General features: G+C 44.5%; 28 protein-coding genes. 13 read left to right on the plus strand and 15 right to left on the minus strand.

Features of this window, described 5'->3' with window-relative positions; all coding sequences use genetic code 11:
- The first annotated feature begins 28 nt into the window (after positions 1-28).
- The 3 genes from QUB16_RS17815 to QUB16_RS17825 all read left to right on the plus strand — a co-directional run bounded on the left by QUB16_RS17815 (position 29) and on the right by QUB16_RS17825 (position 3,272).
- Complete coding sequence (locus QUB16_RS17815; protein ID WP_333318057.1) at positions 29-1,399, plus strand: O-antigen ligase domain-containing protein; 1,371 nt, start codon at positions 29-31, stop codon at positions 1,397-1,399.
- Between the two features lie 440 nt (positions 1,400-1,839).
- Positions 1,840-2,634, plus strand: coding sequence for a WecB/TagA/CpsF family glycosyltransferase (locus QUB16_RS17820; protein ID WP_333318059.1), 795 nt, complete (start codon positions 1,840-1,842; stop codon positions 2,632-2,634).
- A 194-nt stretch (positions 2,635-2,828) separates the two neighbouring features.
- Positions 2,829-3,272, plus strand: a complete 444-nt coding sequence (locus QUB16_RS17825) for a DUF4079 domain-containing protein (RefSeq protein WP_333288570.1) — start codon at positions 2,829-2,831, stop codon at positions 3,270-3,272.
- A gap of 81 nt (positions 3,273-3,353) precedes the next feature.
- On the opposite strand, the gene QUB16_RS17830 is transcribed toward QUB16_RS17825, so the two are convergent.
- The 5 genes from QUB16_RS17830 to ubiG all read right to left on the minus strand — a co-directional run bounded on the left by QUB16_RS17830 (position 3,354) and on the right by ubiG (position 8,058).
- A complete protein-coding gene (locus QUB16_RS17830; RefSeq protein WP_333318061.1) occupies positions 3,354-4,262 on the minus strand; it encodes an alpha/beta hydrolase in 909 nt (302 codons plus the stop codon).
- 545 nt (positions 4,263-4,807) lie between these two features.
- On the minus strand, positions 4,808-5,545 hold the full coding sequence (locus QUB16_RS17835; protein WP_333318064.1) for an alpha/beta hydrolase: 738 nt from the start codon (positions 5,543-5,545) through the stop codon (positions 4,808-4,810).
- 170 nt (positions 5,546-5,715) lie between these two features.
- On the minus strand, positions 5,716-6,234 hold the full coding sequence (gene fldA / locus QUB16_RS17840) for a flavodoxin FldA (RefSeq protein WP_333318066.1): 519 nt from the start codon (positions 6,232-6,234) through the stop codon (positions 5,716-5,718).
- Positions 6,235-6,396: 162 nt separating this feature from the next.
- The gene (locus QUB16_RS17845; protein WP_333318068.1) at positions 6,397-6,723 is read right to left on the minus strand and encodes a cupin domain-containing protein; all 327 of its coding nucleotides are present in this window, start codon (positions 6,721-6,723) and stop codon (positions 6,397-6,399) included.
- A 486-nt stretch (positions 6,724-7,209) separates the two neighbouring features.
- Entirely contained in the window at positions 7,210-8,058 is an 849-nt protein-coding gene (ubiG, locus tag QUB16_RS17850) for a bifunctional 2-polyprenyl-6-hydroxyphenol methylase/3-demethylubiquinol 3-O-methyltransferase UbiG (RefSeq protein ID WP_333318070.1), read from the minus strand.
- Between the two features lie 222 nt (positions 8,059-8,280).
- On the opposite strand from ubiG, the gene QUB16_RS17855 reads away from it, so the two are divergent.
- On the plus strand, positions 8,281-9,012 hold the full coding sequence (locus QUB16_RS17855; RefSeq protein WP_333318072.1) for a TIGR04283 family arsenosugar biosynthesis glycosyltransferase: 732 nt from the start codon (positions 8,281-8,283) through the stop codon (positions 9,010-9,012).
- Between the two features lie 14 nt (positions 9,013-9,026).
- On the opposite strand, the gene QUB16_RS17860 is transcribed toward QUB16_RS17855, so the two are convergent.
- The 6 genes from QUB16_RS17860 to QUB16_RS17885 all read right to left on the minus strand — a co-directional run bounded on the left by QUB16_RS17860 (position 9,027) and on the right by QUB16_RS17885 (position 13,249).
- On the minus strand, positions 9,027-10,079 hold the full coding sequence (locus QUB16_RS17860; protein WP_333318074.1) for an acyltransferase: 1,053 nt from the start codon (positions 10,077-10,079) through the stop codon (positions 9,027-9,029).
- A gap of 238 nt (positions 10,080-10,317) precedes the next feature.
- On the minus strand, positions 10,318-11,004 hold the full coding sequence (locus QUB16_RS17865) for a DivIVA domain-containing protein (protein ID WP_333318076.1): 687 nt from the start codon (positions 11,002-11,004) through the stop codon (positions 10,318-10,320).
- On the minus strand, positions 10,887-11,465 hold the full coding sequence (gene coaD / locus QUB16_RS17870) for a pantetheine-phosphate adenylyltransferase (RefSeq protein ID WP_333318078.1): 579 nt from the start codon (positions 11,463-11,465) through the stop codon (positions 10,887-10,889). Before coaD ends, QUB16_RS17865 begins: the two co-directional genes overlap by 118 nt.
- 226 nt (positions 11,466-11,691) lie before the next feature.
- Positions 11,692-12,519: a M15 family metallopeptidase gene (locus QUB16_RS17875; RefSeq protein ID WP_333318080.1), complete on the minus strand. Its 828-nt coding sequence runs from the start codon at positions 12,517-12,519 to the stop codon at positions 11,692-11,694.
- Positions 12,520-12,744: 225 nt separating this feature from the next.
- On the minus strand, positions 12,745-12,966 hold the full coding sequence (locus QUB16_RS17880) for a helix-turn-helix transcriptional regulator (RefSeq protein WP_333102590.1): 222 nt from the start codon (positions 12,964-12,966) through the stop codon (positions 12,745-12,747).
- Between the two features lie 70 nt (positions 12,967-13,036).
- Positions 13,037-13,249 carry a helix-turn-helix transcriptional regulator gene (locus tag QUB16_RS17885; RefSeq protein WP_333102589.1) on the minus strand — a complete coding sequence of 71 codons (213 nt, stop codon included), beginning with the start codon at positions 13,247-13,249 and terminating at the stop codon, positions 13,037-13,039.
- A gap of 248 nt (positions 13,250-13,497) precedes the next feature.
- Here QUB16_RS17885 and QUB16_RS17890 point away from each other — a divergent pair, with 248 nt between their 5' ends.
- Entirely contained in the window at positions 13,498-13,938 is a 441-nt protein-coding gene (locus QUB16_RS17890) for a hypothetical protein (RefSeq protein WP_333318082.1), read from the plus strand.
- A 33-nt stretch (positions 13,939-13,971) separates the two neighbouring features.
- Here QUB16_RS17890 and QUB16_RS17895 read toward each other — a convergent pair whose 3' ends face one another.
- The 3 genes from QUB16_RS17895 to QUB16_RS17905 are packed head-to-tail and all read right to left on the minus strand — an operon-like array spanning position 13,972 to position 16,922.
- Positions 13,972-16,161, minus strand: coding sequence for a pentapeptide repeat-containing protein (locus QUB16_RS17895; protein WP_333318083.1), 2,190 nt, complete (start codon positions 16,159-16,161; stop codon positions 13,972-13,974).
- A gap of 58 nt (positions 16,162-16,219) precedes the next feature.
- Positions 16,220-16,606, minus strand: a complete 387-nt coding sequence (locus QUB16_RS17900) for a transcriptional regulator (RefSeq protein WP_333318085.1) — start codon at positions 16,604-16,606, stop codon at positions 16,220-16,222.
- On the minus strand, positions 16,578-16,922 hold the full coding sequence (locus QUB16_RS17905; protein ID WP_333293801.1) for a type II toxin-antitoxin system RelE/ParE family toxin: 345 nt from the start codon (positions 16,920-16,922) through the stop codon (positions 16,578-16,580). The genes QUB16_RS17900 and QUB16_RS17905 overlap by 29 nt, the downstream gene beginning before the upstream one ends.
- Between QUB16_RS17905 and QUB16_RS17910 the strand changes: the two genes are divergently transcribed.
- The 4 genes from QUB16_RS17910 (at position 16,911) to QUB16_RS17925 (ending at position 19,575) form a co-directional block, all read left to right on the plus strand.
- Positions 16,911-17,132: a hypothetical protein gene (locus QUB16_RS17910; RefSeq protein ID WP_333318087.1), complete on the plus strand. Its 222-nt coding sequence runs from the start codon at positions 16,911-16,913 to the stop codon at positions 17,130-17,132. The genes QUB16_RS17905 and QUB16_RS17910 overlap by 12 nt on opposite strands.
- Before the next feature lie 62 nt (positions 17,133-17,194).
- A complete protein-coding gene (gene typA / locus QUB16_RS17915; RefSeq protein WP_333168526.1) occupies positions 17,195-18,985 on the plus strand; it encodes a translational GTPase TypA in 1,791 nt (596 codons plus the stop codon).
- 102 nt (positions 18,986-19,087) lie between these two features.
- Positions 19,088-19,309: a hypothetical protein gene (locus tag QUB16_RS17920; protein ID WP_333318089.1), complete on the plus strand. Its 222-nt coding sequence runs from the start codon at positions 19,088-19,090 to the stop codon at positions 19,307-19,309.
- On the plus strand, positions 19,309-19,575 hold the full coding sequence (locus QUB16_RS17925; RefSeq protein WP_332967907.1) for a Txe/YoeB family addiction module toxin: 267 nt from the start codon (positions 19,309-19,311) through the stop codon (positions 19,573-19,575). The genes QUB16_RS17920 and QUB16_RS17925 overlap by 1 nt, the downstream gene beginning before the upstream one ends.
- A gap of 56 nt (positions 19,576-19,631) precedes the next feature.
- On the opposite strand, the gene QUB16_RS17930 is transcribed toward QUB16_RS17925, so the two are convergent.
- Positions 19,632-20,798: a tetratricopeptide repeat protein gene (locus QUB16_RS17930; protein WP_333318091.1), complete on the minus strand. Its 1,167-nt coding sequence runs from the start codon at positions 20,796-20,798 to the stop codon at positions 19,632-19,634.
- Between the two features lie 160 nt (positions 20,799-20,958).
- Between QUB16_RS17930 and QUB16_RS17935 the strand changes: the two genes are divergently transcribed.
- The 4 genes from QUB16_RS17935 to QUB16_RS17950 all read left to right on the plus strand — a co-directional run bounded on the left by QUB16_RS17935 (position 20,959) and on the right by QUB16_RS17950 (position 24,402).
- Complete coding sequence (locus QUB16_RS17935; RefSeq protein WP_333318093.1) at positions 20,959-21,504, plus strand: hypothetical protein; 546 nt, start codon at positions 20,959-20,961, stop codon at positions 21,502-21,504.
- A 137-nt stretch (positions 21,505-21,641) separates the two neighbouring features.
- Positions 21,642-22,514, plus strand: coding sequence for a ParA family protein (locus tag QUB16_RS17940; RefSeq protein WP_172192852.1), 873 nt, complete (start codon positions 21,642-21,644; stop codon positions 22,512-22,514).
- On the plus strand, positions 22,511-22,957 hold the full coding sequence (locus QUB16_RS17945; protein WP_333318095.1) for a hypothetical protein: 447 nt from the start codon (positions 22,511-22,513) through the stop codon (positions 22,955-22,957). The genes QUB16_RS17940 and QUB16_RS17945 overlap by 4 nt, the downstream gene beginning before the upstream one ends.
- Before the next feature lie 68 nt (positions 22,958-23,025).
- A complete protein-coding gene (locus QUB16_RS17950) occupies positions 23,026-24,402 on the plus strand; it encodes a DPP IV N-terminal domain-containing protein (protein ID WP_333318097.1) in 1,377 nt (458 codons plus the stop codon).
- Positions 24,403-24,463 lie beyond the last annotated feature (61 nt).

Below are 24,463 nucleotides of genomic sequence, written 5' to 3' on the forward strand. Positions count from 1 at the left end.
TCTACAATTTTACTGCCAAAAAAGACCTATGGTTGCATTAATCCCACTTGCTATGTTCGGCTTTATTCCACTCGTTTTTTACCTGTTTGTGAGGTTTCCGGCTCAGCGGGCGGTAATTATAAGTTTTGTAGCAGCGTGGCTTTTTTTGCCACAAGCTTCTTATCCCATCCCCATATTGCCAGCGTATACCAAAATCTCTGCAGCTTGCTATGGCATTTTGCTGGGGACTCTTATCTACGATACTGCGCGCCTCACATCTTTTAAGCCCGGTTGGCTGGACGTGCCAATGGTAATTTGGTGTTTGTGCCCAATTGTTTCACAAGTTAGTAATGGTGGCAGCCCGATTTCTCCGACTTTCAACCAAATCGTTACTTGGGGTTTGCCTTATTTTTTAGGACGCTTGTATGTGGGTAGTTTAGACGGGCTGCGACAATTGGCGATCGGGATTTTTGCAGGTGGGTTGGCCTACATGCCTTTTACTTTAATTGAAGGGGTGAGGGGCCCAATTCTGCACCAAATGGTTTACGGCGTAAATGCCTTTGAGGACTGGGGTCAAGCAAGGCGTTTGGGGGGGTGGAGACCGGTAGTATTTATGCAGCACGGTTTGATGGTGGGCCTGTGGATGATGACAGCCGCCTTAATTGCAGTTTGGCTTTGGCAAACTGGGACGCTCAAAAAGTTTATGGGGCGTAACATCAAGACTTTAGCAATTATATTAACTATCGCTTTTTTCCTGTGCCGTTCGACTGGCGCCTACAGTTTATTTGTATTCGCGTTGATCGTATTATTCTCTGCCAAGTGGTTTCGCACCTCTTTGCCCCTACTATTCATAATTGGATATATAGTGTTTTATCTGTACCTAGCTGCATCGGGTCAATTTTCTAGCAAAGACGTGATTGACTTCATCACTCAAATATTTGGCGAAGAACGAGCCGCCTCTCTGAAGTTTAGATTTGACATGGAAGAGATTTTGGGGGAAAAAGCGCGGCAAAGCTTTCTTTTTGGCTGGGGCGATTCCGGCGGAAACCGCGTGTACGACGGGTACGGTAATGATATCTCGGTCACCGACAGCTTATGGATTATTGCATTTGGCACCAACGGTGCAGTCGGTTTAGCTAGTTTATTTTCTTCTTTGTTACTTCCTGTTATCGTCTTTTGCCTGTCCAAGTATCCCGCCAGAACCTGGTCTAATCCCAAAGTAGCACCCGCAGCCGCCCTAGTAGTAGCCTTAACTATGTACGTGTTTGACTGTGTTTTGAACGCTATGACTAACCCGATTTTTGCGATGATTGCTGGAGGAATATCGGGTCTGGTCTTAAAAGCTCCAGAAAGTCTTAAGACCAAGAAAACCACTTCGCCACCAAGAAGACAGTCGCTGGTTCACCAAAAATCAGGATGATTTTCATGAAGGCGAGCCGCTTCACTTGAAGCTTGAAACTATCTTGCATTCCCTGGAGACAAAAACTACCAAATCTACCATTTTTGCATGAAATCAAGTTCGGAAGTTGCGAGATATTTGTCACTCGGTTAAAATTTTAATCTCATACACTCTTTTTTACATTCATTGGCCGTGCTTCAACAAGTATTAGCACGGGATGGCTTTTTTATTAAAACTGTGTTGCGAGTTGTCAACTTAAAAATTGGCTTTATACACTTTTTCTAAAACGAGCTGATTCTTTACACAATCTTTAAAAATCCTGACTGGACAGGTAGGGTGTACGAGGATATACTTAGAAAAGTATATTCACTGAAGCGCCCCAGTAGTGAAAACACGAGCCTGTATTGTGGGTTATAATAGTTTGAGTTGTAGTTTAATATAAAGCGGGAAGGGAATAATACATGAAAACAGTTAATTTATTGAATGTCTCGATAGATAACTTGTCCATAACAGAGTTGTTTGAGAAACTCGACTGCGAAGGTGGTGTCGTATTTACACCCAATGTAGACCACTTGATTAAGTTGCAGTATGACCGCGACTTCTATGAAGCTTACAATACATCTACTTATAGAGTCTGCGACAGTCAAATATTGATGTATGCCTCCAAGTTTTTGGGTACTCCTCTCAAAGAAAAGATTTCGGGTTCTGATTTGTTTCCTGCATTTTATAGGTATCACAAAGATAACGAGAAGATTAAAATATTTTTGCTAGGAGCTGCTGAAGGTATTGCTAGGAAAGCCCAGGAAAAAATTAACCAAAAAATTGGTAGAGAAATAGTGGTTGAAGCACTTTCTCCTTCTTTTGGCTTTGAAAAAAATGAGGAAGAATGTGAAACAATAATTGATGCGATCAATAAATCAGGAGCGACAGTTCTGGCTATAGGAGTGGGAGCGCCCAAGCAAGAGAAGTGGCTGGTTAAATACAGGAGCCAATTAACACACGTCAAAATTTTCTTAGCCGTAGGTGCAACCATTGATTTTGAAGCTGGTTGCAAAGCCAGAGCCCCCAAATGGATGAGCGAAGTCGGCATAGAATGGGCGTACCGACTGTTAAGTGAACCGAGAAGGTTGTGGAAAAGATATTTGATTGAAGGTCTGCCTTTTTTCCGATTAATCTTAGAACAAAAATTAGGGTTTTATAAAATGCCTTTCATGGAGAGCAAAAGCAGCCAGCTAGAATGGAAAGGTGGCTCCTAAAAAGGTGAGCCACAAATCTCTAGCGTAAATTAAGCTGAGTATCGGAGAAAGTGGGCTTGACTTCAAGGTAAGACTGATGCAATCTGTGGATAGTCCGATCGCACTTTCTCTCAAAATAATTCATTTTTGCTTTCAAGTGCAGGTAAAATCGGAAAGAAACCTTTTGTGGAAAATCCTAATTAGGGATGCAACCGATGAATCTGCCTTCTTTCTTGTGGTTGTGGAAAATAGCGGCTTGGTCAATGGGTGTTTCCCTGTTGGCTTACCTGTTGCTGGCCGTTACTGGAACGTGGATGTTTGCCGCTAGGAGTACCAAACAACCGCGCCCAAAATGGCTGCGTCCCTTTCATTTAGCCACTGGTGCGGGGATGGCGACTTTGGTAATTTTACTGCTGGGAATTGGTGTAGTCGGTACCCTAGGATACTACGGCAATTTGGGTCACTCGGCTCATTTACCGGCGGGGTTAGCTGTTGTGGCTTTGGTGTTGGTTTCTGTTGGAAGCGGGCTGCAAATTGGCCCTAAACATCCTTGGGCGCGTCCCCTCCACATCGGCACTAATGTGGCCTTGTTTGGGGGGTTTCTGACTGTGTTGCTGACAGGATGGACGATAGTACAAAAGTATTTGCCGAAAGTTTGAAACCTGTCTATTTGACCTCAAACTATACCAAATGTGCCAGGGAAAACATATATGTAAGGTGCGCCGCAGCGCACCCTAGGTTTAATTTTTTTGCGTGAGTCCGCTTTTTGTGATGAATTCTAAAATATGCTGCGCGGTAATCTGGGGCTTTTCTAAGTGGGGAACGTGCCCGCAGTCGGGTATCCAAATTAGTTGAGAATTTGCGATCGCCCTTGCAAACTTTTCCGCATCCGCCGTCCCCAAAATCCGGTCTTGTTTTCCCCACAAAATCAGCGTCTGCTGCTGAATTTGCGATAATTTTTCCCCAAAACCACCGTAACCGCCGCTTTTGGTAAACGCAATTAAAGCTTGATTCCAGTTGGGCATTTCCAAGTGCAAAGCAGCACAAGTTTGAGCGTCTAGAGAAGCCAAATTTTTATCGAAATAAGCATTGACGCTAATTCGCTGGCGAATTTTGGGATTGCGTAAAAATGAAGTTGCCAGATATCCTAAAGGAGGAATTAAAAACTTTCCCTTATTAGAACTGATGGCAAAACCTGCGCTATCTATTAACACTAATTGTTTTACAGCTTCGGGATAATTGAGAGTAAAATCAATTGCGGCTGCACCTCCCATTGAAGCACCGACTAAGATTACAGGCTGCGAAATTAGCGTTTTCCAAAAATAGTAAAGGTGACTTTCAATTGCCCTCGCGCTGAATGCCAAACCCGCCGATCTTTCTGTAAAGCCGAAACCCAACAAATCAACCGCCCAAGTTTCATTTTCGGCAGCCAGCAGCGGCAAGAGGCGGCGGAATTCAAACAAGGAACTGTCGAAGCCGTGAAGTAGCAAAATCGGTGTGTTGCCGCTGCCTTGCCGCACGTAGGTTGTGGCAATTGGCCCCGAAGATAGGGGAGTTGTAATTGCCTCCCGTTGAATGCTTTGGGCTAAGGCAATTGAGGTAGATTCTGTGAGTTGTGCGATCGATTTTGGCAGAAAACTTGCTGGCATAATTCTTGATAAATTGTGAATCGGTAGGGGCGATGCCACTCTGTCCGCCCTAACATTTAAGTATATATGCTTGCTCGATCGCTATTTTAGGAGTTGGGGCGAGTCATTAAAATTCGATCGATACTGAGTATCCCTCTGCCCCGGCTAAGGCTGAGTTTGTTAACCCGATGTTAAAATATTTTATAATTGTTGCCAATAATTCCTTTTTAATCTACTATTACCTTCCTTTGCATCAAGAAAGCCTCTGCGGTTCATTCAAAAAAACTAATTGACAAATCCAATAAAATTAGCATACCATTTACTCAAACATCTGAATATATGTTAAATAATTTTTACAATTCTTCTAAAATCTCAAAAAGAAACTGATGATAACTCAAACTCCATCCCTCAAAACCCTACCAACTAAAATTGGCGGAATAAACTGGGGGAACTGCGGCCAAACTGTAGAAGCAGGTCTGCCAAAATGGCCCGAAATTTCCGACATCTATCTAGTCTTGGCCACATAAATTTTCGTTGTCAATTGAACAGGGAATAGCAATTTCGACCTAAAATTTAAAAGTTAAAATTGCTTGCCGACTGTGTAGAGACAGCCAAAAATCCAGTATTTTTTCGCCCAATTGTTCTGGATAGAAGTGGTGAAAGAAATGCCTGCCGTCTGGACATTCCCAAAGTCGATCGCCTTTTTTCAGAAACTTAAGCCAGCGGCGCATGACAATAGGAGATACTACAAAGTCTGTCTTGCTACTGCATAACAACAAAGGTACTTCTACCCCCTCATCGGATAAATTGGTCGTACTAAATAACGAGTGAGGCGAAGGCGAAAGTGCTAAATCTTTTTCAAAATATGATACAAATCTTTGATTGATATACTGATTTTGTTCTCCCAGCATATCGCCAACCATTTGAGTTAAAATTTGTTCGCGACTCCAGGAAAAAGCAGAAAGATGTGTATAGTAATGAGCTTGCCAATTAATAGCAGATGGCAAGCCGACAGCTAAGAGTCCCAAAGAGCTGACTTTGTGAGGGTAGCGGCGGGCATACATTAAACCAATTAGTCCGCTGGTACTGTGACCGATTAGATGAATTGGGCGATTCCGCGCTTTCAAATAGTGATGTAGTAGCTCAACGGCGACATCTAAAGAACAAGCTTCATCTTGCGTTTGTTCGTATTCCCATATTTGTATTGGTACTGACTGATTTAGGTAGTTAAGGAGAGAAAGATTGAATAATTGCAAACTCGGACTGGCACTTAGCCACAGCACATCATCTGAAGTATATCTCATCACTTTCAAGGGGGAAATTGAGCTATTAATAATTTTAACTGGTTCCCAGGCTCTTCTTGGGAACCGATGTCCAAAGGCTTTGCCTCGCGGAGTAAAATTGGAGGCAGAGCCCCCCGATCTGCGTTACCAGGCCGATCCTGGTAACGAGTAATTGCAAAACCCGCCCACCATTAATCCTCGATCCCAAATTCTGTCTTGAGTTGAGATACCCAAGATTTTACCCGTGCTTCCGTCAGATCGGATTGGTTATCTTCATCAATAGCAAGACCCAAGAATTTCCCATCAACTACAGCTTTAGATTCATTAAAATCATAGCCGTCTACCGGCCAATAACCAACAGTTTCGCCGCCCTGTTTCGTGATTTTCTCAGCCAGAATGCCCATTGCATCCATAAAATTATCCGGGTAGCCATCTTGATCGCCAGTTCCCACATAAGCTACTTTTTGGCCGCTAAAATCAATATCATCAAGTTCTGAGAAAAAGCCTTCCCAGTCGCTTTGCAGTTCGCCGATATTCCAGGTTGGACAGGCGATAATCAGACATTCGTATTCAGCAAAATCATCATTTTCAATGCTGCCTATCTCGTGCAAAGTCACGATATCGCCACCAAATTCATCCCGAATCATTTCAGCGACAGACTCAGTTTTGCCAGTTGTAGTTCCGTAGAAAAGACCAATTGATTTCGACATGGTTACTCCGAAGGTGAAACTTGACAGGGTTTGAGATTTATTTTTTTTGATTCAGGATTGGGCATTTCCTGCCTGCAATTCATGCAAAAACAGTAGACGCGATTGTGGCAAACCTGATAAATTAGGGAGTCAAGACAGCAAGGACACTGTTTTTTCATTGGGTTAAATTTGAAAATTCATCAACCAAGCGGACTCGCTCATATCGGGGTCTGCTTCGCAGTCAATTAGTAACAGATTCAGCGTCGTTTGTACTTTTAGACTGCGCGGGATGCCGGCGGGTACAAACACAAATACTCCTGGTTTTAAAGTGACTGTTCGATCGCACACCGTGAGAGTTCCCCCTCCTTCTAAGACGGCGAGGGTTACATCTTTGGAGTTATCGAGCTCAGGTATTTCGGAATTTTTACCCAAACTCATCAGTTTTTGGCTGTCGGCGGGTTGTCCGTCGCTGATTCGCGAGGCTGACGCGGAAACTATTGCTGCTGTCACGGTGATTGACCTCCAGGTACTATTAACTTCCGGCACTTATTGCAATTTATATTCAATAAGCTACCATGCAATTTAGATATATTGTCAAGAGGCAAACATTAAGATTTGTTACACAAGGCTGTAAAACTCGGTTTACACTCAGCACAAGCAGCCCCAAATTCACACGGGGCGGTGTTTTTGGATGTTCAGACAGCGCAGCGCCAGGGCTTAACGTAAAAAATAGTTGGTAATTATTTGCAGTTACTTCTTGAAAATACGTTTGTAGTGCGATCGCCAATATAGCAATTCTCAATTGCCCGCAATAGAGTAAGGATACGGCGTCGTGCCGTCTCCCTACGGAATAGGTGTATTGCACTCAAGAGGATAAGGTGTACCGCTGCGTGCGTACCCTAAAAAATGCAATAGAGGCGGGTTTTAGCCGGATTTGTCGATCGCAAAAATCCGTCTTCCACTCGCCCCTAATGACAACAGTTAACAATTAACTGACTAATTCTTCGCCCCAACGCCAACATACATAATCGACCGATCCTCATTAATTTTGATTTTAAACAACCCAGACTTTTTGTAATCCATATAGTTAGCTAGATTAGAGGTTAGAGTTTGAGATACTTGCTTGAAAATACCCGCCGAAGGAAACACCTGCTTTCCGCGTGTAAAATCTTCCCAAAACCCGTGCATTGCTGCTAACATAGCGCCAATTTCGCCAAACATATCAAAACCTTTAATTTCAATCTTGCCAAAACCAATATCCTGCATTACCACAGATAGTTCCTCCGGGGTAATAAATTTTTCCCAATCGTGAACGCCCCGCCTAATCTCCTGCAAAATATTTTCCATCAGCCCAATCATCACAATTTGCGAGGAAAAAGTTCGGTTAATTGTATCAAAAAAGAACAGTCCCCCAGGCTTGAGAATCCTGTGAACCTCAGACACAACTTTTTTGTAATCGGCGACGTGTTCCAAAACATCCACGCAGATTACAACATCAAAGGTATTGTCGTCGTAGGGCATATTTTCGGCAAAACCTTGCCTGTAGTCAATCTCAAAACCGCTGGTAACTGCGTGATTTTGAGCGGCTACAATACATTTCTCCGATCGATCTATTCCAGAAACAATAGCGCCTCTCTCGGCCATAAACTCGCAAGAAAAGCCGCCGCCGCACCCGACATCTAAGGTTTTCAGCCCTTGCCAATTAGTCGCGTGTCTGTCGAAAAACTCAAATCTGGGTTTGTTTAGATGGTATAAGGCATAAATTTTAGCATTTTCGTCCCACCAATTATCGGCATTTTCCTCATAAAATTCTAAATCATTTTTTACTTCTGTTTTCTGCACCATTTTACCAGTCCTGCTTAGTGGAAAATATAGATGGCGATTGCACTTTGGCTTGATTTTCTAGGACGCCCATCAACCTAATTTTTGTTAAAATTATGAGGTTTCGTGACGATTTCGCAGGCAGACACCGGGTTTCTGAATCCGCGCGCGTAAGTTCTATTTTCTCGTTAGTTGTGAATCGCCACAGTTTTTTATTATAATAGCTCTGGCATAAATTTCAACCAGATGGATCGCGTTTCTATTATCATCCCAGCCCTCAACGAAGCGACTTGTCTGCAACGCACCCTCCGCCAACTCAGCATCCTTAATCCTCCCGCTTGGGAAGTGTTGGTGGTAGACGGCGGCAGTCAAGACGACACAGCGGCGATCGCACTTTCCGCCGGCATCCGCGTTATTTCTAGCAGTACAGCCGGACGATCCCTGCAAATGAACTTAGGTGCTCAAGTCGCCACCGGTGAAATTCTGTGCTTTCTCCACGCCGATACTTTAGTTCCCGACGACATTGTAGCCGTCATCCAGAAAACCTTGTCCGATGCCGAAATTTCCGGCGGCGGGTTTATCTCCCTGATGGCTGGTTCGCAGCAAACAAGATGGGGTTTTTCCATCCACAATTACCTGAAAACTTATTACGCGCCGCTGTTATTTCGACCTCATTTATTTTTCCAAGGATTGCGCCTGCTGTTTGGCGACCAAGTTATTTTTTGTCGCCGTACCGATTTTTGGGAATGCGAGGGTTTCGATGCTGCGCTGCCAATTATGGAGGAAGCGGATTTGTGTTTGAAGTTAGTGCGACGGGGGAGACTTAAGTTAGTCAATCGGGTAGTGGAAAGTAGCGATCGTCGAGTTGCGAATTGGGGCGAATTTAAAGCTATTGCGATTTATCTTTCGATTGGTTTTTTGTGGGGTTTTGGCGTTTCCCCAAGGTATCTCAAGCAGTTTTATGAAGACATCCGCTGAAACCGAAAATTTGATTAAATTCCCAAAATGTACGACCTGTAATTTTTGGGCAAAACTTTTTCCAACAGGTAAATAATCGCCCAACAACCTAACAAAGTCCCCGTAACTAAAAAGCCGAGCTTCAGCAGGGGATTTACCGGGTCAATAAACTTATAAAACACTAACAACACATATTTCAGTACTGTCGCATCCAGGAGATATATAGGGAATGAATAAGCAGCCAATATTTTGACTAACCCAGATACTCTACTGGGAAGTGCGATACTCTTAGAAAATGCGAGGATCGATAATACGAACAAAATTGCGTATCCTTGAGCAGATAGTTTAAAAAACGAGCGGAGAAACCATGCCTCCGAATTCACTCCACTTATCAGGTAATATTCCCAAATGCTCGCTAGATAAACAAGGATTGTTGCCCCTAAAATTGGCATTTTTTTCCGTTCGAGAACGGGTTGAATTCTGTCATACGAGCCTCCCAAAAATAGACCAGTTGAAAATGGCAAAATCCAACTAAAAATCCAGCGCTCCATCAAAGGTAGAGGTATTGATATGTATTGGAAAGCGGTTAAGTAGAAGAAGATTGTAAAAATTGCTTGAATTGTTAAGCCCAAAGCCAAAACTTTTCGGGGCTCTAAAAATCTTAATTTCACGAGAAGCCACCACCAGCCGTAGCATTGAACAATCACAACTATGAAGTAATAGGGAGGCATCACTGAACCAGTCAAGATATCTCTGAGTAATGAAAGTAAATCAAATTTTTGGATTTCTCCCAAATTATTTAAGATGTACAAAGCTACTGACCAAAACAGATAAGGGGGTATAATTTTGGACAGTCTTTTTTTGACTACCAGTGCGGGATTATTTTGATTTTCCAGTTTGTTGGTGAGAAAAAAACCGCTCAACAGTAAAAATGCAGGTACGCAAAATAGTTGAAATGTATCGATCGCCACAAATAAAATTCTGCGCTCGCGAAATGCGAGGAACCCAGCATGAGTAATCACAACACTGACGATCGCTAAAGCTCGGAGCAAATCAAATTCAGCGAACCGATTAGAAACTTTTTGCATGGTAACAATTAGATTGTAAAAATTGGAATCAAATGAGGAATTTTTTGTCTGATCAGTTTTTACCAAACTCTAGCATAAAATGTTAAACTTGCTCCAATCTTCACAAAACTTATGTCTGCCAAAATAAGTCACCGAGTGCGGGGATTGAGGAATAAAGACTATAGAGACTATTGCGAAAAAAAATCTACCTAATTTAGGTAGATTTTTAGAAATGTTCAAGCAATGAGTTCACTGTTCGCTAACCGTTGTTGTGATGGATGTGCGACGCAGAAACACTATCCAACTGCTCGCGCCCGTTGCGAATCACGCGCAGCATATCGCTTAACTTGTGCTCGATATTATCGAGCACTTGGTCAGCATAATCATCGGCTCCGTTTTGAATTTCCTCGCATTCAGCCATCGCCCTGACTCTCATCTCTTCCAATTCCTCTTGAGCCTGGTAGCGAATTTGTTCGACTTCCGCCAGCGTGGCCTGCTGAATTGCCTCGCAGTCGAGCAAAACTTGCTGCCGCAACTGATCTGCCTCTATCTTCGCCTGCTGGAGCAGGCCCATATCGTTTAAAATTTCTGCTGCTCTCTGTTCTGCTGCTTCTATCACTTCCTGAGCGTAAAGTTCCGCCTCTTGAAGCAAGTCGTCCTTGTGCCGGATGATCGTCTCGGCTTCCTGAAAGGCGATCGGCAAATTTAGCCTCACCAAGTCTAACTGATCGAGCAACTGTTCTTCATCCACCAGAGTGCGTCTGGTCATAGGAATTCGGGGGCTGTCGAGAACAATTTCCTCAAGCCTGTTCAATTCCCGCTGGATGTCTACTCCTGCGGTTCGGGTGGGATCTCCGAAGACGGCTGTGTTCTGAGGTGATTCGTTCTCAGTGCCGCGTCCGGTAATGTCGGGTTCGATGCGAGTTGGTTCCTGCTGGCGTAACATTTGTAAATATCTAGGGCGACGTGTTTCGGAACAAGATGATCTACGGAGCCACCAAACTTGGCTATTTCTTTAACTACACTACTACTTAAAAAGCTGTACTCGTTAGAAGTTGCCAAAAAAACTGTTTCAATTTCACCCAGAAGGGTTTTATTGGTGTGGGCCATCTGGAGTTCCATTTCAAAATCTGTTAATACCCGGAGCCCCCGCAGCAGCACTTTGGCTTGTCGAATCTTAGCATAGTTTACTGTCAAACCCTCAAAACTGTCTACTTCTACGTTTGGCAAGTGTTGGGTAGAGCGCAGGATCTGCTCGATCCGTTCCTCTACGGTGAAGAGAGGGGTTTTGCTGGGGTTTCTGACTACGGTAACAATTACCCGATCGAACAGTTTAGATCCCCGCTCGATAATGTCTGCGTGACCGAAGGTAATGGGGTCAAAGCTGCCTGGATAGATTGCAATCACGAGTTTGGCTCAACGGAGTGGGGGGGAGTGGGGGAGTGGAGGAGTGGGGGAATGGGAGAGTGGGAGAGTGGGGCACTGGGAGAGTGGGAGAGTGGCCAAGCCGGAGATGTGGAAAATCTTCCTTCTTCCTTCTTCCTTCTTCTGACGGACATCGGACTGACATCCGTTACATCCGTTACATCCGTCGAGCGAATCCGTTGCCGAACTTCCTTCTTCCTTCTTGCCTCTACTTTTTCATGGAATGAGCTTTGTAGAAAGTTTCGAGGCTTTGCTTGTCGCCCACAAACCGCCAGTGCCAAGGCTCGTAACTGACGCCTTGGCGATTGTTTCTGGGGAAGGACATTTCAAAGCTGAAGGCGACGGCGTTGGCTTCTAACCACTTGAATGCTTCGGTATTTTCAAAACTGGGGCTGAGGTTGTGTTCCGGGGCGCTGCCGTCGCCGATGTCGATCGCATAACCGGTGTGGTGTTCGCTGTAACCTGGAGGAGCGCTGACTTCGGCTCGCTTGCTGGCGTTTTGCCTGCGTTCGGCTTTCACGTCAAAAAATACGTGCTGTTGGTCTTGCAGGGAGCGAAAGCCGGATATGGGAGCGAAATAGATGCCTGATGCTGCAGCGGCGTTGACCATTTCCTGATATTTTGCTGCTGCTGAGGAGCGGAGTTTGACGCTACCGTCGGAGGTGACGCTTACCAAGTCTTTGGCTGGTGCTTCTGGGTACGGCAAGTGTCCCAGCAGGTTTTCTGGGATTGCGGGGACTTTTGGAGTGGTAGCTGGACTCGGGACAGACGGAGACGCTGAACTTGTCGGCGCTGAGTCTTGTTGAGTTTGCTCTGCCTGACTGGTGGCTGGGAACAAGTTAAAGTTGAGGTGCAGCCATATGCTGACCCCAAAGGCTAGTGCGGCCAACCCTAGCAGTTTCCAAATCAGCCCTTTTTTCTTAGACTGACTCTGCCCTGCTTCTGGGTATGGGTGGTCTCGCACTGCTTCTGGAATTTCGTCGGCGACAAGCTCCGAGGCTTGCGCGGGTTTTCTTGACAGACTAGCGTTATCCAAGCCAGCTCCACTCCTGCACTTCAATAAGGCTCAACGTTACAAATTGTAGACCGATATGGGCGATCGAACAGCTACAATTGCCGCTGAGAGTATATCATCTCTTTCTGACCTCGCCCCGTCCCATCCGCCAACTCTCGCATTTGTTGCTTGGGCCCACAGTCGATCGTCCCTGCGAGGCCGAACTGGTTGGCGCTGGTAGCGCTGGTTTATTTTAAGTGTAATTTGTTACTGTTCCACAAAATCTAACAATTCTTCGATCGACACATCAAACGTCCGCGCCAATTTTAGCAGAGCACCGATGTCAGCCATTGCCATACCGGGCGATCGGGCATAACTTTTAACAGTATTGTAGGATACTCCAGAGCGATCGGCTACTTCCTTTAGCGTCCAGCCTTCCCTAGCAGCAAACTCTCTGATCCGCAATTTAACCAATTCGCCTCTTGACATCAGGGTGAAATTTCACCTCACACTATATATGAGATATAAAGCGCCGACCACCGCAACCGCAGGACGGGGCCTAATCTTCCACAACATCAAACAAATCTTCAATCAACAGGTCAAAAGTTCGAGCTAATTTTTGCAAATGAGTAACGTCAACCGTTGCTAACCCCGGCGAACGAGCATAATTCTTAAGCGTGCTGTAGTGAACTCCCGATCGCTCAGAAACCTCTGTCAAAGTCCAACCCTTCTCGGCCGCCAGCTCTCGAATCCGCAACTTAACCAATCCCATTTCTTGACAATAGGCCAGTATTGGCCTTAAAATATTTACATCATAAATAGCGATCGCCCCCCGGCCTCGAAAACTGAAGAGCGAACAGCTATTTATTCAAATGACCGACAATTTGGCATTCACCAACAAAAAGTAGGATTCACCAACAAAAAGTAGGATTCACCAACAAAAAGTAGGATTCACCCAAAATCAAGTCGCATTCACCCACAAAAGTCGGAGTCACCCCAAAAAAGTCGGATTCACCAACCATGATACCAAAACAAAACTCAGAAGCCAAGCAAATAAATCCACTCTCTCGCTTTGTAACCAAAGAAGCAGTTGCCAAAGTCTTGAAAGTCAAGCCAGAACAGATTCGGGACATTCGCTGCTGGGCTTACGTCATCCACGTTGTCGGAGTTGGGATTAGTCGGTTTGTCAGCTACGGAGATATGCCCCCAATTTTAGGAGTCGAACCGCCGACGCTGCAAGATTGCATTCGGTGGCGGAAACGCTGGAGAAGCAGCCAACATCAAGCACCGATATTTTGGGTAGATTTTTATGAGGGGAAATTTCGCCAGTCTCGTAGTGTGGAAGAACTCTACAACTGGGGCAAATTAGTAGGTAAGATTAAGCAAGGGTTGTTAGCATCCCAGGTAGAGGGGCTGCGGAATATTTATTGTGTGGTGAAAGAGTGTATTGAGGCTTGTTGAGTAGAGTTTGTTGAGCAAACCCCTTAACTAATTTTATTCGTGAGTAGCTCCATCTGGCATAATTGCACCAGTGAGTTTAACATTTCCCAAGTTTGCTCCTCCTATTTTTGCACCCGTTAAGTTAGCGCCAGATAAGTCTGCATAGTCTAATCTTGCTGCACGGATGTCTGCTGAAATTAGATCAGCACCACCCAGCTTTGCACCGTATAAATCAGCTTGCCGCAAGTCAGCTTCAGTTAAGTCTGCTGTGGTTAAATCAGCCTGAGACAATCTTGCATCGTTCAAGTTAACTTGTCTTAAATTAGATCGGCTCAAATTTGTGCCCTCTAGGTTTGCTCCCTGAAGTTTGGCCCCACTCAAATTCGCATCTCTCAAATTAGAACTATTCAATTGTGCAGAAATCAAATTAGCACCTTGTAAATTGGCTCCCATCAAGTTAACACTGCTCAAGTCCCTACCAGTTAGATCGACATTTGGCAGCGATACATAAGGAGCAATTAAGTAAGCGCCCGCTTTCACGGGATCGAAATCAGTAGGAAATAAAGTTGCTTCATTGTAAATCGCTCCTTGAAGCTGAACTCCTTTGAGATTTGCTCGATCGAGGTTGGCTTCTAAAAGGTTAGAATTACTCAGATTTGCATTTGTCAAATCAGCATTTTTTAGGTCTACTTTCCTCAAGTATAGCCCGCTCAAGTTAGCTTCAGCCAGGTTTGCAGTTGTGAATTTGGGTCGTGTGTGATGTTGGCTAACGTGAGATCCGCTGAGGTTTGCACCGTTCAAATCGGCTTCACTAAAATTTGCATTTTCTAGTTTTGCTCCTCTTAAACTCGCCTTGCTCAATTTTGCATTTTCTAGTTTAGCTGATTGTAAATTAGCCTGAGCGAGGTTGGCATTGATTAAATTTGCCTGATGCAGATTGGCACTGGATAAATTAGCCTGAGACAAGTTGGCATTTACCAAGTTGGCTTGATGCAGATTGGCACTAGATAAATTAGCCTGAGAAAGGTTGGCGTTGACTAAGTTGGCCTGATGCAGATTGGTGCGGGATAAATTTGTATTCGAGAGATTCGTCATTGATAAATTAGCCTGACTAAAATTTGTGCCATCAAAACGTGCATCCCTCATATCTGCTCCCTTCAAAATTGCCCCACTAAGATTTACAGCCTGCCAAGTTGTACCAATCAAATTAGCTTTATTCAGATTAGCATTACTCAAATTAACACCAGAATCTAGACGTTTACCCCTGAAATCAGCAGCCGCTAAATTAATTCCAGTAAAATCTCTTTCTCCCTCACTGTAACGCTGCCAAAAATCCTCAACACTAACAACAGGTTCCAGACATTCCTCAGATTCATCCTCCACATCCTCACAGCTATCCTCTAAAGCAATATCTTCAGCCTCCACCGCTAATCCTTCCAAATAATCGGCTCGATCCAGGTAATCCGAACTCGCTAGAAACCGCCTTTCTATATCCTCCTCATTTAATACTTCGCTGCTGTCAAATCGCTCAATTAATTGCTTGACAATTTGGCAGTCATTCGTGCGAATCCCCACTTCTTTTTCTGCACTTTGGTCGCTGTTAGTCAGCAAATTATGACTGCCCAACATGGCAAAAATAGAATCACAGACTAAAAAGTTTTCGTGAGTTCCCAATAAAGAGAGACAAAATTTATCGGGATATTCGCTGGCTAATTCTTGCAAATCTGCCAAAGCATTGTAGCGCCATCCCTTGCCGATTTTTTGCCTGTCTCCCAGATAACCCCACCCAATATTTATCAAACATCCTCGGTTCAAACACTCTCTAAATTTTTGCAGCAATTCATCATTAATGCTGTTACAATTGAGCCAAGGGCAAACAATAATCAACCGCTCTTGAGCTAGTGATAGGGCTTCCATCAACACAGCGCGACTGTTGGGACGATCGCATACTAACTGATACTGAAAGTCTGACTTTTGCTTTTGTGTCTCGGTGTCAAGCTCGATGGGCTGCTCAGCACTGACCGACCTATCGCCATTTCCCAAATCACACGGCTGTTGCAGGGACGCAATTTCAGCAGTCAAACTTTCTAGCATTTGCGGTTCAGGGCGATCGTTAAATCGCTGTTCCTGTGCCTCTAACTGCCTCTTAAGTTTGGCTAGATATTTTTTCAGAATAACTTGCTCTTCTTCAAGCTGCAATACTCTCGTGGCTATTGATACTAAATCTAGTTCGGTTTCTGACATAGTGCTCCCCTAAAATCAAAAAAACTTAAAAAGCCATGTTTGGGAAATGGGCATCTCATCAAACATTACCAACTTCCGCCAATTCAGCAGCGCCAACAGAATCTTCCTCTTCCCCTTTATCCCCTTCATCAACCGCAACAGTTAACTTCAATCCCAGAGCATTCAGCCAACTTGCCAAAGCATAAATTGTCGCACTTCCTTCTCCCGACAACAAAACATCTAATTTTTCCAGATGCAATGAGGCCTCCTCATCAGACATAATTGGTTCGCCCAGAGCCTCAAATACATCTCGAAGCGATTTTCGCATTATTCCCATCTCTAAATCGCCTTCTTCCTCTTCTTCAAAGATCAGTGAGAGGTAAGCAGCAGCATAATTTGGGTCTTTGAAATTGGAAATTTTAAAAGAATGATAACTATCACTCGTCGGCACTTTGGCGTCTTTCATAATCTCTCCAGTATTCCTGAGCTTTAACAATGTCTTGGTCTTGAGTGCTTTTATCTCCACCGCACAGGATAAGAACAATCGTAGATCCCGCTTGTCCAAAGTAGATTCGGTAGCCCGGGCCATAGTCAATCCTTAATTCCCAGACTCCTGCGCCAACTGAGCGATAGTCTCCTAAGTTGCCACCGCTAACCCGCTGAAGCCTTTTATCAATCCTAATTTTAGCGTTAACATCCCGCAGGGTTGTAAACCATTCTGCAAAGGGAACTGTGCCATTTTGTCTGATATAACGCTGAATTTCCCTCGGTTGTACTTCCATAAAGTCGATCGAACTTGCACCCTCATCTTAATATCGGCGATCGCCCCCTATCAAAGCTTCTTCACCAGGGCAAACTCAAAATCGCCGATCGAAAGGAACTCTGCCGTCAGGGGTAGTGTAACGCTACATTTCTCTCGGTTGCGCTTCCATAATCTTGATTTTACCGACGATCGCACTCCAATCTTACAGCCGCGCTCGATCGGCCCTTGACTCGATGCGCTACAATTATTAAGAAATCTTTAGTTAGATCCGTTTAACGTTCCAGACGCATTATGAGTCTTCCCATTCGCAACGTCGCCATCATTGCTCACGTCGATCACGGCAAAACCACCCTTGTGGACGCTCTCCTCAGACAGTCCGGGATCTTCCGCGAAGGGGAAGAAATCCCAGATTGCGTCATGGACTCCAACGACATCGAGCGCGAACGTGGCATTACCATCCTTTCCAAAAACACCGCCGTCAGGTACGGAGAAACCCTGATTAACATCGTCGATACCCCCGGACACGCGGACTTCGGCGGAGAAGTCGAACGAGTTCTCGGCATGGTTGACGGCTGTCTGCTGATCGTAGACGCCAACGAAGGCCCGATGCCGCAAACCCGCTTCGTGCTCAAAAAAGCCCTAGAAAAAGGCTTGCGCCCGATCGTCTTTGTGAATAAGATCGATCGCGAGCGAGCAGACCCCCACAAAGCCGTCGATAAAGTTTTGGATCTGTTCCTCGAACTAGGTGCTGACGACGATCAGTGCGAATTTCCCTATCTCTTCGGTTCCGGCTTAAGCGGTTACGCCAAAAAACACCTCGAAGACGAAGGGGTAGATATGAAGCCCCTCTTTGAAGAAATCCTCGACCACGTACCGCCCCCCGTAGGCGACCCCAACAAGCCGCTGCAACTGCAAGTAACCACCTTAGATTACTCAGAATACGTCGGTCGCATCGTCATCGGTCGCATCCACAACGGCACGATTAGAATTGGTCAACAAGCAGTCTTAATCACAGAAAGTGGCGCGCTTGTCAAATCAAAAATTACCAAATTGATGGGCTTTGAAGGCCTGAAGCGGATTGATATCCCAGAATCTTCTGCTGGTAATCTTGTCGCCGTTGCCGGTTTTGCTGATGCCTATATTGGCGAGACAATTACCTGCCCCAACGACCCGCAAGCGCTGCCTTTAATCAAGGTAGACGAACCAACTTTGCAGATGACTTTCTCTGTGAACGATTCGCCGTTCTGCGGTCAAGAAGGAAGTTTGGTGACATCTCGACAAATTCGCGATCGGCTGATGCGAGAACTCCAAACCAACGTCGCCTTGCGCGTCGAAGAAACCGACTCTCCCGACAAATTCCTCGTATCCGGCCGTGGCGAACTCCACCTCGGAATCCTGATCGAAAATATGCGTCGCGAAGGATACGAATTCCAAGTATCTCAACCGCAAGTAATCTTCCGCGAAGTCGGCGGTCGTCCCTGCGAACCTTTTGAATGTTTGGTGTTAGACGTACCCGAAGAAGCAGTCGGCGGCTGCATCGAACGCCTCGGTCAGCGGAAAGCAGAAATGCAAGATATGCACGTCAGCAGCACCGGTCGCACCCAAATCGAATTTTCAGTCCCCGCTCGCGGTTTGATTGGATTCCGAGGCGAGTTCATGCGCTTGACTCGCGGCGCTGGAATTATGAACCACAGCTTCCTCGACTATCGCCCTCTCGGTGGAGAAATTGTCGCCCGTCGCAACGGAGTATTGATTTCCTTTGAAGAAGGAGTTGCAACTACTTATTCACTGAAAAATGCTGAAGACCGCGGCGTGTTTTTCATTACCCCCGGAACCAAGGTTTACAGAGGGATGATTATCGGAGAAAACAACCGAGATGATGACATGGAGCTGAATATTTGCAAGTCGAAGCAGTTGACAAACCACCGCGCATCTGGCGGTGAAGAATTGGCGCAATTGCAAGCACCAGTCGATATGAGTTTGGAACGTGCTTTGGAGTACATCGGTCAGGATGAATTGGTGGAAGTAACGCCACAATCAATTCGCTTGCGGAAGGTTTCTAAGAAGTTGGTCAAACGCTAAAACAAATTAAGGGCTGGCAATTTGGCCAGCCCTTAGTGTCAACTTCAAACTGTATTTAAAGGCAATATTAATTTTTATCGAAATCAAAAATAGGTAAAAACGATGTCAACAGTTTATCGTTTAAAAGCCAGTGAACTAGATCGTAACTTTTTAGAACAAATTAAAGCGATTTTTGGAGATAAAGAGATTGAAATAATTGTCTCAGAATGCGATCAAACCGAATATCTTTTGAAATCGGAAGTCAATAAAACCAAACTGTTGAAAGCTATTGAAAATGTTAAAGACAGACAAAATTTAGTTGAAGTCGATTTACAGGATTTGTAATGAGTAGAAGAATTATTTTTGAATCTTCTGCTTTTGCAGATTTTAATGAATGGGCAAAATTAGACAAAAAGATTTATCGCAAAATTGTAGAATTGATTAAAGATATAGATCGATCGCCCTTTGAAGGATTGGGCAAACCTGAACCTCTCAAATACGAGTTAAGTGGTTTTTGGTCGAGGCGCATTGATAACGAACATCGTTTGGTTTACCAAGTTACGGAGGTCGAAATTGCGATCGCAGCTTGTAAGAATCATTACAGTGAATGAAGCTTTAAGCAATGTACATATCGCTTTTTTTCTCCCTTTACTAAAGGCGATCGCTCTCAATATTCTTCCTGAAGTTCTTCTATTAGATCAAGTACCTCTTGATAATTTTCTTCTTTTTCCTGTACATGATATAAATTTTTAGCGTGGTGAAGATCCAGAGCTGCTTTTTCGTAATTTCCCAACTGACCGTAGACAATGCCTCGGTTGTGATAAGCTTCAGCAAATTTCCCTTCAAGCTGAATTGCCTGAGTGTAATCCTCACACGCTTTCTTTTTTTCCCCCAACCTAAAGTGAATAACCCCCATGTTGTAGAAGGTTTTTTCATTATGGGGGTTCAGCCAAGCTGACTGGGTGTAATCATCAAGCGCTCTTTGCAGATCGTCTAATTCCAAGAAGTAGACATCGCCTCGATTATTCCAAGCAAGGGCATAATCAGGATTTAGTTCAATTGCTTGGGTGAAATCTTTAAGTGCTCCTGGCACGTCCCCCATTTGTAAACGAGTAAAACCTCGGCTATTGTAGACTTGATCATTGCTAGGAGCTAGTTGAATTGCTCGGCTGTGATCTGCCTGTGCTCCTCGGTAATCACCTAATTTACAAGAAATAAGACCGCGGTTTCTGTGAAAATCTGGACAATTAGGCTTGAGCAATATCGCCTCTGTGTAATCCTCAATTGCTCCGGCATCGTCTCCTAGTTCATGGCGAACATTAGCCCGGTTATTGTAGGCATCTGCATAATTAGGATTGAGCTTAATTGCTCGATCGAAATTTTCAAGTGCTCCCTCAAAATCTCCTTCCTCAGCCTTTTTTATTCCCAGTTTATTGAAATCCTCAGCACAGAGAGGAGAGTGCGAGCGCACCCTCTCGACCACAACCTCGTCACAAAAGTTGTCCAGCACTTCCTCAACTTGCTCGGGTTCAGGATTTGCAGGTTGTGTGTTCCTTGATTCTTTCTGTTCTAGCTTCGATTCAGGTGGACTGATAGGAGAATCGACTATTGTTATTGCTTGCCAATCTAAGTCTAACTTTAGACAAATATTAACAAAAATTTTGCGGTCAACGGTCTTGCCAGTAAAAAAATTTACAACAGGCTGACGGCTTATGGTTAATTCCTGTTGCAAATTCTCATAAGCCCAAGCCTTGTGTGTCAAAGCTATTCTGGCTTGTTCGATGCCTGCTACAGATGCTATGAGCGATCTCTTTGCCCGCGGTCTGTTTGCCATAGTCTCACTACCTATTCGTGACCATTTTAGCTGATGCTATTAAAAATTATATCCAACTCATACCAAAGTCATCCCTTACTTAGGCTGAACTTTAAAAGTGTGACTGCGAAGCTAGGGATGTAGTGATTCACTACTCAAAACTTAGCTGACGGAATTAATCATGTACAAGAATAATCAGCACAACGAAGCCGAATTCTCCCAGCCACTACCCCCGTTTTCCCAAAAACAGGAATACGACTTCCAAACTCAAAAGAAAGTAGGAAAGACAGGAGAGGCGATCGTAGACAAGTGGTTGCAGATTCATGGCTATCGCATTGAGGATGTCTCAGATTTGCCACAGTATCAGAAAGCAGGTATTGACCGCGTACTAATTCGCCCAAACGGTTCAACTGCAACTGCTGAGTATAAGACCGATTTAAAAGCCAAGCAAACTGGAAACTTGTTTTTTGAAGCTTTTGACGATCGCAACCGTCCCTGTTGGGGATTGACTTCGCAAGCCGATCTCTGGATATTTTTCATTCCTCAACAGGAGATATTGGTCGTCGAACCGGGTAAATTCAGGTTGTTAGTTTTGCAGCAACAGCCAGAACTCCCGCAGAAAGTAGTACCAAATCGAGGCTACAGTGTAACTGGATTACCTGTTCCATTAGCAAAGGTGCGGAATATTGCTAGTCACGTTTTCAAGTTTCCTGACGTTCTTTTCTAAAAAGAGACTCGCTGTTAATCTGGCGATCGCCTACTCAAGGCGATCGCCATTATTCGAGTAATAATACTTAGCAAACGCTAATTGGGCGATCGTTATGTTTTAATAAAAAATTGAGCAAAATCCAAATAAAGCCAGCCATGAGTCCTAAATCAATAGCCGTAATCAACTTCAAAGGCGGTGTCGGAAAGACCACCGTCACTTGGAGTCTGGGAAATATTATATCCCAAGGAACCGACTTAGAAGTCTTGATGTTAGACTTAGATCCGCAAATGTCGCTCACAGAGGCGATCGGACTTAACGAAAATACAGGTCATTTAGATGATAAGTTTGGTAAGTGGTACGAACAATCTCTCAAGCATAGACTTACAATTTACGACGCTCTAGAAGTCTTTAAAAAAGCCGGACAGAATTTTAAATTTCCCGTTGGTTTCGACACCATTTATCAGATTGACGAACAGTTACATTTTGTCCCTTCAGTTGAAGAATTGTATTGGTTGGATATCGATGGATTTGAGGGGAAAAGTGTTAAAGACTTCATCCGCAGATTCATCGGCAAAATCGCCAACTCTGCCAATCTCCCCAAATACGACTTGATGCTTTTTGACTGTTCGCCTTCCTTCAGTCTCCTCACCTACAGCGTACTCTCTTGCTGCGACTTAATATTAATTCCCGTCAATCCCGATTATTTTGGTTCTAGGGGATTGAGTTTAGTTTTAAACTCGCTTCAGAAACGGATTGAGCCTTATCCGTTTCCCAAGATAGCAGTCTTTATGAATAAAGCTAAAACCTATGGAGGATTGCTGACAAATGAAGTTCAGTTTTACATGAGAGAAGTAAAGAGACTTTGCGATGAGATATCAAAAGATAATAACATAGAAGTTAGATTTTTAGAATCGACGATTCGGGAAAGCGTCGGGCTAAAACGGGCGATTAATGAGGGAGAACTGCCGCGAGAATTAGTGAGAGAATTTGAAAAACTATGGCGCGAGTGTGAGGAGTATCTGAAATGAGTAAAAAAGAAATTTTGGCTGCTTCCGAACAAGCAAGCGGGGGGTTAGTTGAGGAAATTGGCGAACTTAAGGAAATCTTGCGGGACGTTGCTCGAAAATTAACCAGGCTTGAGACTCAAGTCAAGCGGGGAGTGATTTCTGCTGGCTCAAAAACTTCGGATATTCCCACGGGTGCTGATGTTAATAAACCTGCTAATTTATCGGCTGCCAATGTTCTAGAAGTTTATGAAGAACTGCGTTTACAAGCTAAGAAGGGTAATGAAGAAGAGGTGAGGCAAAAGTTGTTGGCAATGAGTGCAACTGACTTGAACTTGATGTGTTGCGAGTTAGGGATGCCGCCCAGCAGCAAGAATCCGTCCCGCAAAAAAATGTTTGAGCTAATTATTGGCAGAATTAAACAGAGTTTGAGGCTGTCGCGGCATATAGACAGACAAACACTTTGAAAATTAGCAGAGGAATCGATAAAATGCGTTTTAACTTGCATTTCCCCCTGAGATATGGAACAGGCAAGATGCCCGTTCCACAAAAGCTTGTTCCACAAGAGTTTAAGTTGAGTGCGGGGAGTAGGGGTTGGGCATCTTGGCCGCCCCTGAAAAGCTTGTGGCAAATTCTGCAACTTTTCACCTTCCATAAATTATGGCCGATAAGTGCGATCGGCCTCATCTCCCTAACACTCTCAATCGCCTTGTTTTTGAGCCTTCAAAGCCCTCCGACAACCGCCGCCCAAAAACCAAGCAGACTGGCGTTTGTGGCTCTCCAGATGCGCGGCAGCGAGTTTAGAACAAGTTTATTTGGGGTCAATGCTGACGGTTCCTCCCGCCGCGAACTTGCCCCAAACATAGATGTTAGCTATACCCTAGTTTGGTCGCCCAACGGTCAGCGACTGGCTTTCGTGAGTGGCGATACCGACATTTATACAGTCAATGCTGACGGTTCTCGACTAACTAAACAGTTTGCTGGGGATGCTTGCAAAGCAGCTCATTTTGAAATAGCTTGGTTTTCCAACAGCCAGAAACTTGTTTTTGCCCGTTCTTGCGACGGTTTTACCTCTGATTCTCCCGGCAGCCAATCACTTTATACAAGCGACACTTCTGGCATCCAAGGAACTCAATTAGTTAGGAATTTGGAAGTAGGAGGAGAGCCGCCTAAAAAGGAAATTTCATCACAATTTTACCTTTCGCCGGACGGTCAGCAGGTAGCATTTGTCAAGGATAAAAATATCTACAAAATGAATGCCGACGGATCGGAAATGACCAAACTAACTAAAAGTGCCGGCGAATATATATCTGGCGGCAGTCAACTTGTTTGGTCGCCCGATCGCACAAAAATTGCTTTCCTGTTCGGCGCTTATCCCAAACAGCAAATTTACACAATTAATGCCGATGCAACCAACCTCAAAAATTTGACAAACAACCCGCAAAATGAGGTTTACAACGGCAAACTATTGTGGTCGCCCGACAGCAGTCGCATTGCTTACTATTACAATAAACCCGGCGATTCATCAGGCGAACAGCAAGATATTTACCTGCTCGACATTAACCGGGGGACAGCCAAGAACCTCACCCAAAAACCCCGAAACTACGACGAACTTTCGTGGTCGCCGGATGGCAAATTTATTGCTTTCGTCGCCGGAGATTTCAACAATCAAAAACTCTACACAATCACTGCTGACGGGAACCAGCTAAATCAACTAGCTACTCGGCTAAAACCGTCGGAAATTTCCGAATTAGCTTGGTCTACTGACAGCCAGCAAATCGCTTTTATATTTAATGAAACCGAAGGCGACAAAAGCAACTTGTATGTAATTAATCGGGACGGTTCGGCATTGACTAAATTGACAAACGACAAGGATTTGAATGCTAGCCATCCGGTTTGGCAACCGCAGTAAAGTTAAGAGCCCAAATATGCTGTAGGGGTGAGTTTTAGCACAGATAAACCCAGAAGGGCGG

It is taken from the genome of Microcoleus sp. D3_18a_C4, assembly GCF_036702415.1.
Lineage (GTDB): Bacteria > Cyanobacteriota > Cyanobacteriia > Cyanobacteriales > Microcoleaceae > Microcoleus.

What these genes read in the sequence shown, in the direction of transcription:
- QUB16_RS17815 (WP_333318057.1), top strand. Translation starts at nt 29, where the DNA reads ATGGTTGCATTAATCCCACTTGCTATGTTCGGCTTTATTCCACTCGTT.
- QUB16_RS17820 (WP_333318059.1), top strand. Translation starts at nt 1,840, where the DNA reads ATGAAAACAGTTAATTTATTGAATGTCTCGATAGATAACTTGTCCATA.
- QUB16_RS17825 (WP_333288570.1), top strand. Translation starts at nt 2,829, where the DNA reads ATGAATCTGCCTTCTTTCTTGTGGTTGTGGAAAATAGCGGCTTGGTCA.
- QUB16_RS17830 (WP_333318061.1), bottom strand. Translation starts at nt 4,262, where the DNA reads ATGCCAGCAAGTTTTCTGCCAAAATCGATCGCACAACTCACAGAATCT.
- QUB16_RS17835 (WP_333318064.1), bottom strand. Translation starts at nt 5,545, where the DNA reads ATGAGATATACTTCAGATGATGTGCTGTGGCTAAGTGCCAGTCCGAGT.
- fldA (WP_333318066.1), bottom strand. Translation starts at nt 6,234, where the DNA reads ATGTCGAAATCAATTGGTCTTTTCTACGGAACTACAACTGGCAAAACT.
- ubiG (WP_333318070.1), bottom strand. Translation starts at nt 8,058, where the DNA reads ATGGTGCAGAAAACAGAAGTAAAAAATGATTTAGAATTTTATGAGGAA.
- QUB16_RS17855 (WP_333318072.1), top strand. Translation starts at nt 8,281, where the DNA reads ATGGATCGCGTTTCTATTATCATCCCAGCCCTCAACGAAGCGACTTGT.
- QUB16_RS17860 (WP_333318074.1), bottom strand. Translation starts at nt 10,079, where the DNA reads ATGCAAAAAGTTTCTAATCGGTTCGCTGAATTTGATTTGCTCCGAGCT.
- QUB16_RS17865 (WP_333318076.1), bottom strand. Translation starts at nt 11,004, where the DNA reads ATGTTACGCCAGCAGGAACCAACTCGCATCGAACCCGACATTACCGGA.
- QUB16_RS17880 (WP_333102590.1), bottom strand. Translation starts at nt 12,966, where the DNA reads ATGTCAAGAGGCGAATTGGTTAAATTGCGGATCAGAGAGTTTGCTGCT.
- QUB16_RS17885 (WP_333102589.1), bottom strand. Translation starts at nt 13,249, where the DNA reads ATGGGATTGGTTAAGTTGCGGATTCGAGAGCTGGCGGCCGAGAAGGGT.
- QUB16_RS17890 (WP_333318082.1), top strand. Translation starts at nt 13,498, where the DNA reads ATGATACCAAAACAAAACTCAGAAGCCAAGCAAATAAATCCACTCTCT.
- QUB16_RS17895 (WP_333318083.1), bottom strand. Translation starts at nt 16,161, where the DNA reads ATGTCAGAAACCGAACTAGATTTAGTATCAATAGCCACGAGAGTATTG.
- QUB16_RS17900 (WP_333318085.1), bottom strand. Translation starts at nt 16,606, where the DNA reads ATGAAAGACGCCAAAGTGCCGACGAGTGATAGTTATCATTCTTTTAAA.
- QUB16_RS17905 (WP_333293801.1), bottom strand. Translation starts at nt 16,922, where the DNA reads ATGGAAGTACAACCGAGGGAAATTCAGCGTTATATCAGACAAAATGGC.
- typA (WP_333168526.1), top strand. Translation starts at nt 17,195, where the DNA reads ATGAGTCTTCCCATTCGCAACGTCGCCATCATTGCTCACGTCGATCAC.
- QUB16_RS17920 (WP_333318089.1), top strand. Translation starts at nt 19,088, where the DNA reads ATGTCAACAGTTTATCGTTTAAAAGCCAGTGAACTAGATCGTAACTTT.
- QUB16_RS17925 (WP_332967907.1), top strand. Translation starts at nt 19,309, where the DNA reads ATGAGTAGAAGAATTATTTTTGAATCTTCTGCTTTTGCAGATTTTAAT.
- QUB16_RS17930 (WP_333318091.1), bottom strand. Translation starts at nt 20,798, where the DNA reads ATGGCAAACAGACCGCGGGCAAAGAGATCGCTCATAGCATCTGTAGCA.
- QUB16_RS17935 (WP_333318093.1), top strand. Translation starts at nt 20,959, where the DNA reads ATGTACAAGAATAATCAGCACAACGAAGCCGAATTCTCCCAGCCACTA.
- QUB16_RS17940 (WP_172192852.1), top strand. Translation starts at nt 21,642, where the DNA reads ATGAGTCCTAAATCAATAGCCGTAATCAACTTCAAAGGCGGTGTCGGA.
- QUB16_RS17945 (WP_333318095.1), top strand. Translation starts at nt 22,511, where the DNA reads ATGAGTAAAAAAGAAATTTTGGCTGCTTCCGAACAAGCAAGCGGGGGG.
- QUB16_RS17950 (WP_333318097.1), top strand. Translation starts at nt 23,026, where the DNA reads ATGCCCGTTCCACAAAAGCTTGTTCCACAAGAGTTTAAGTTGAGTGCG.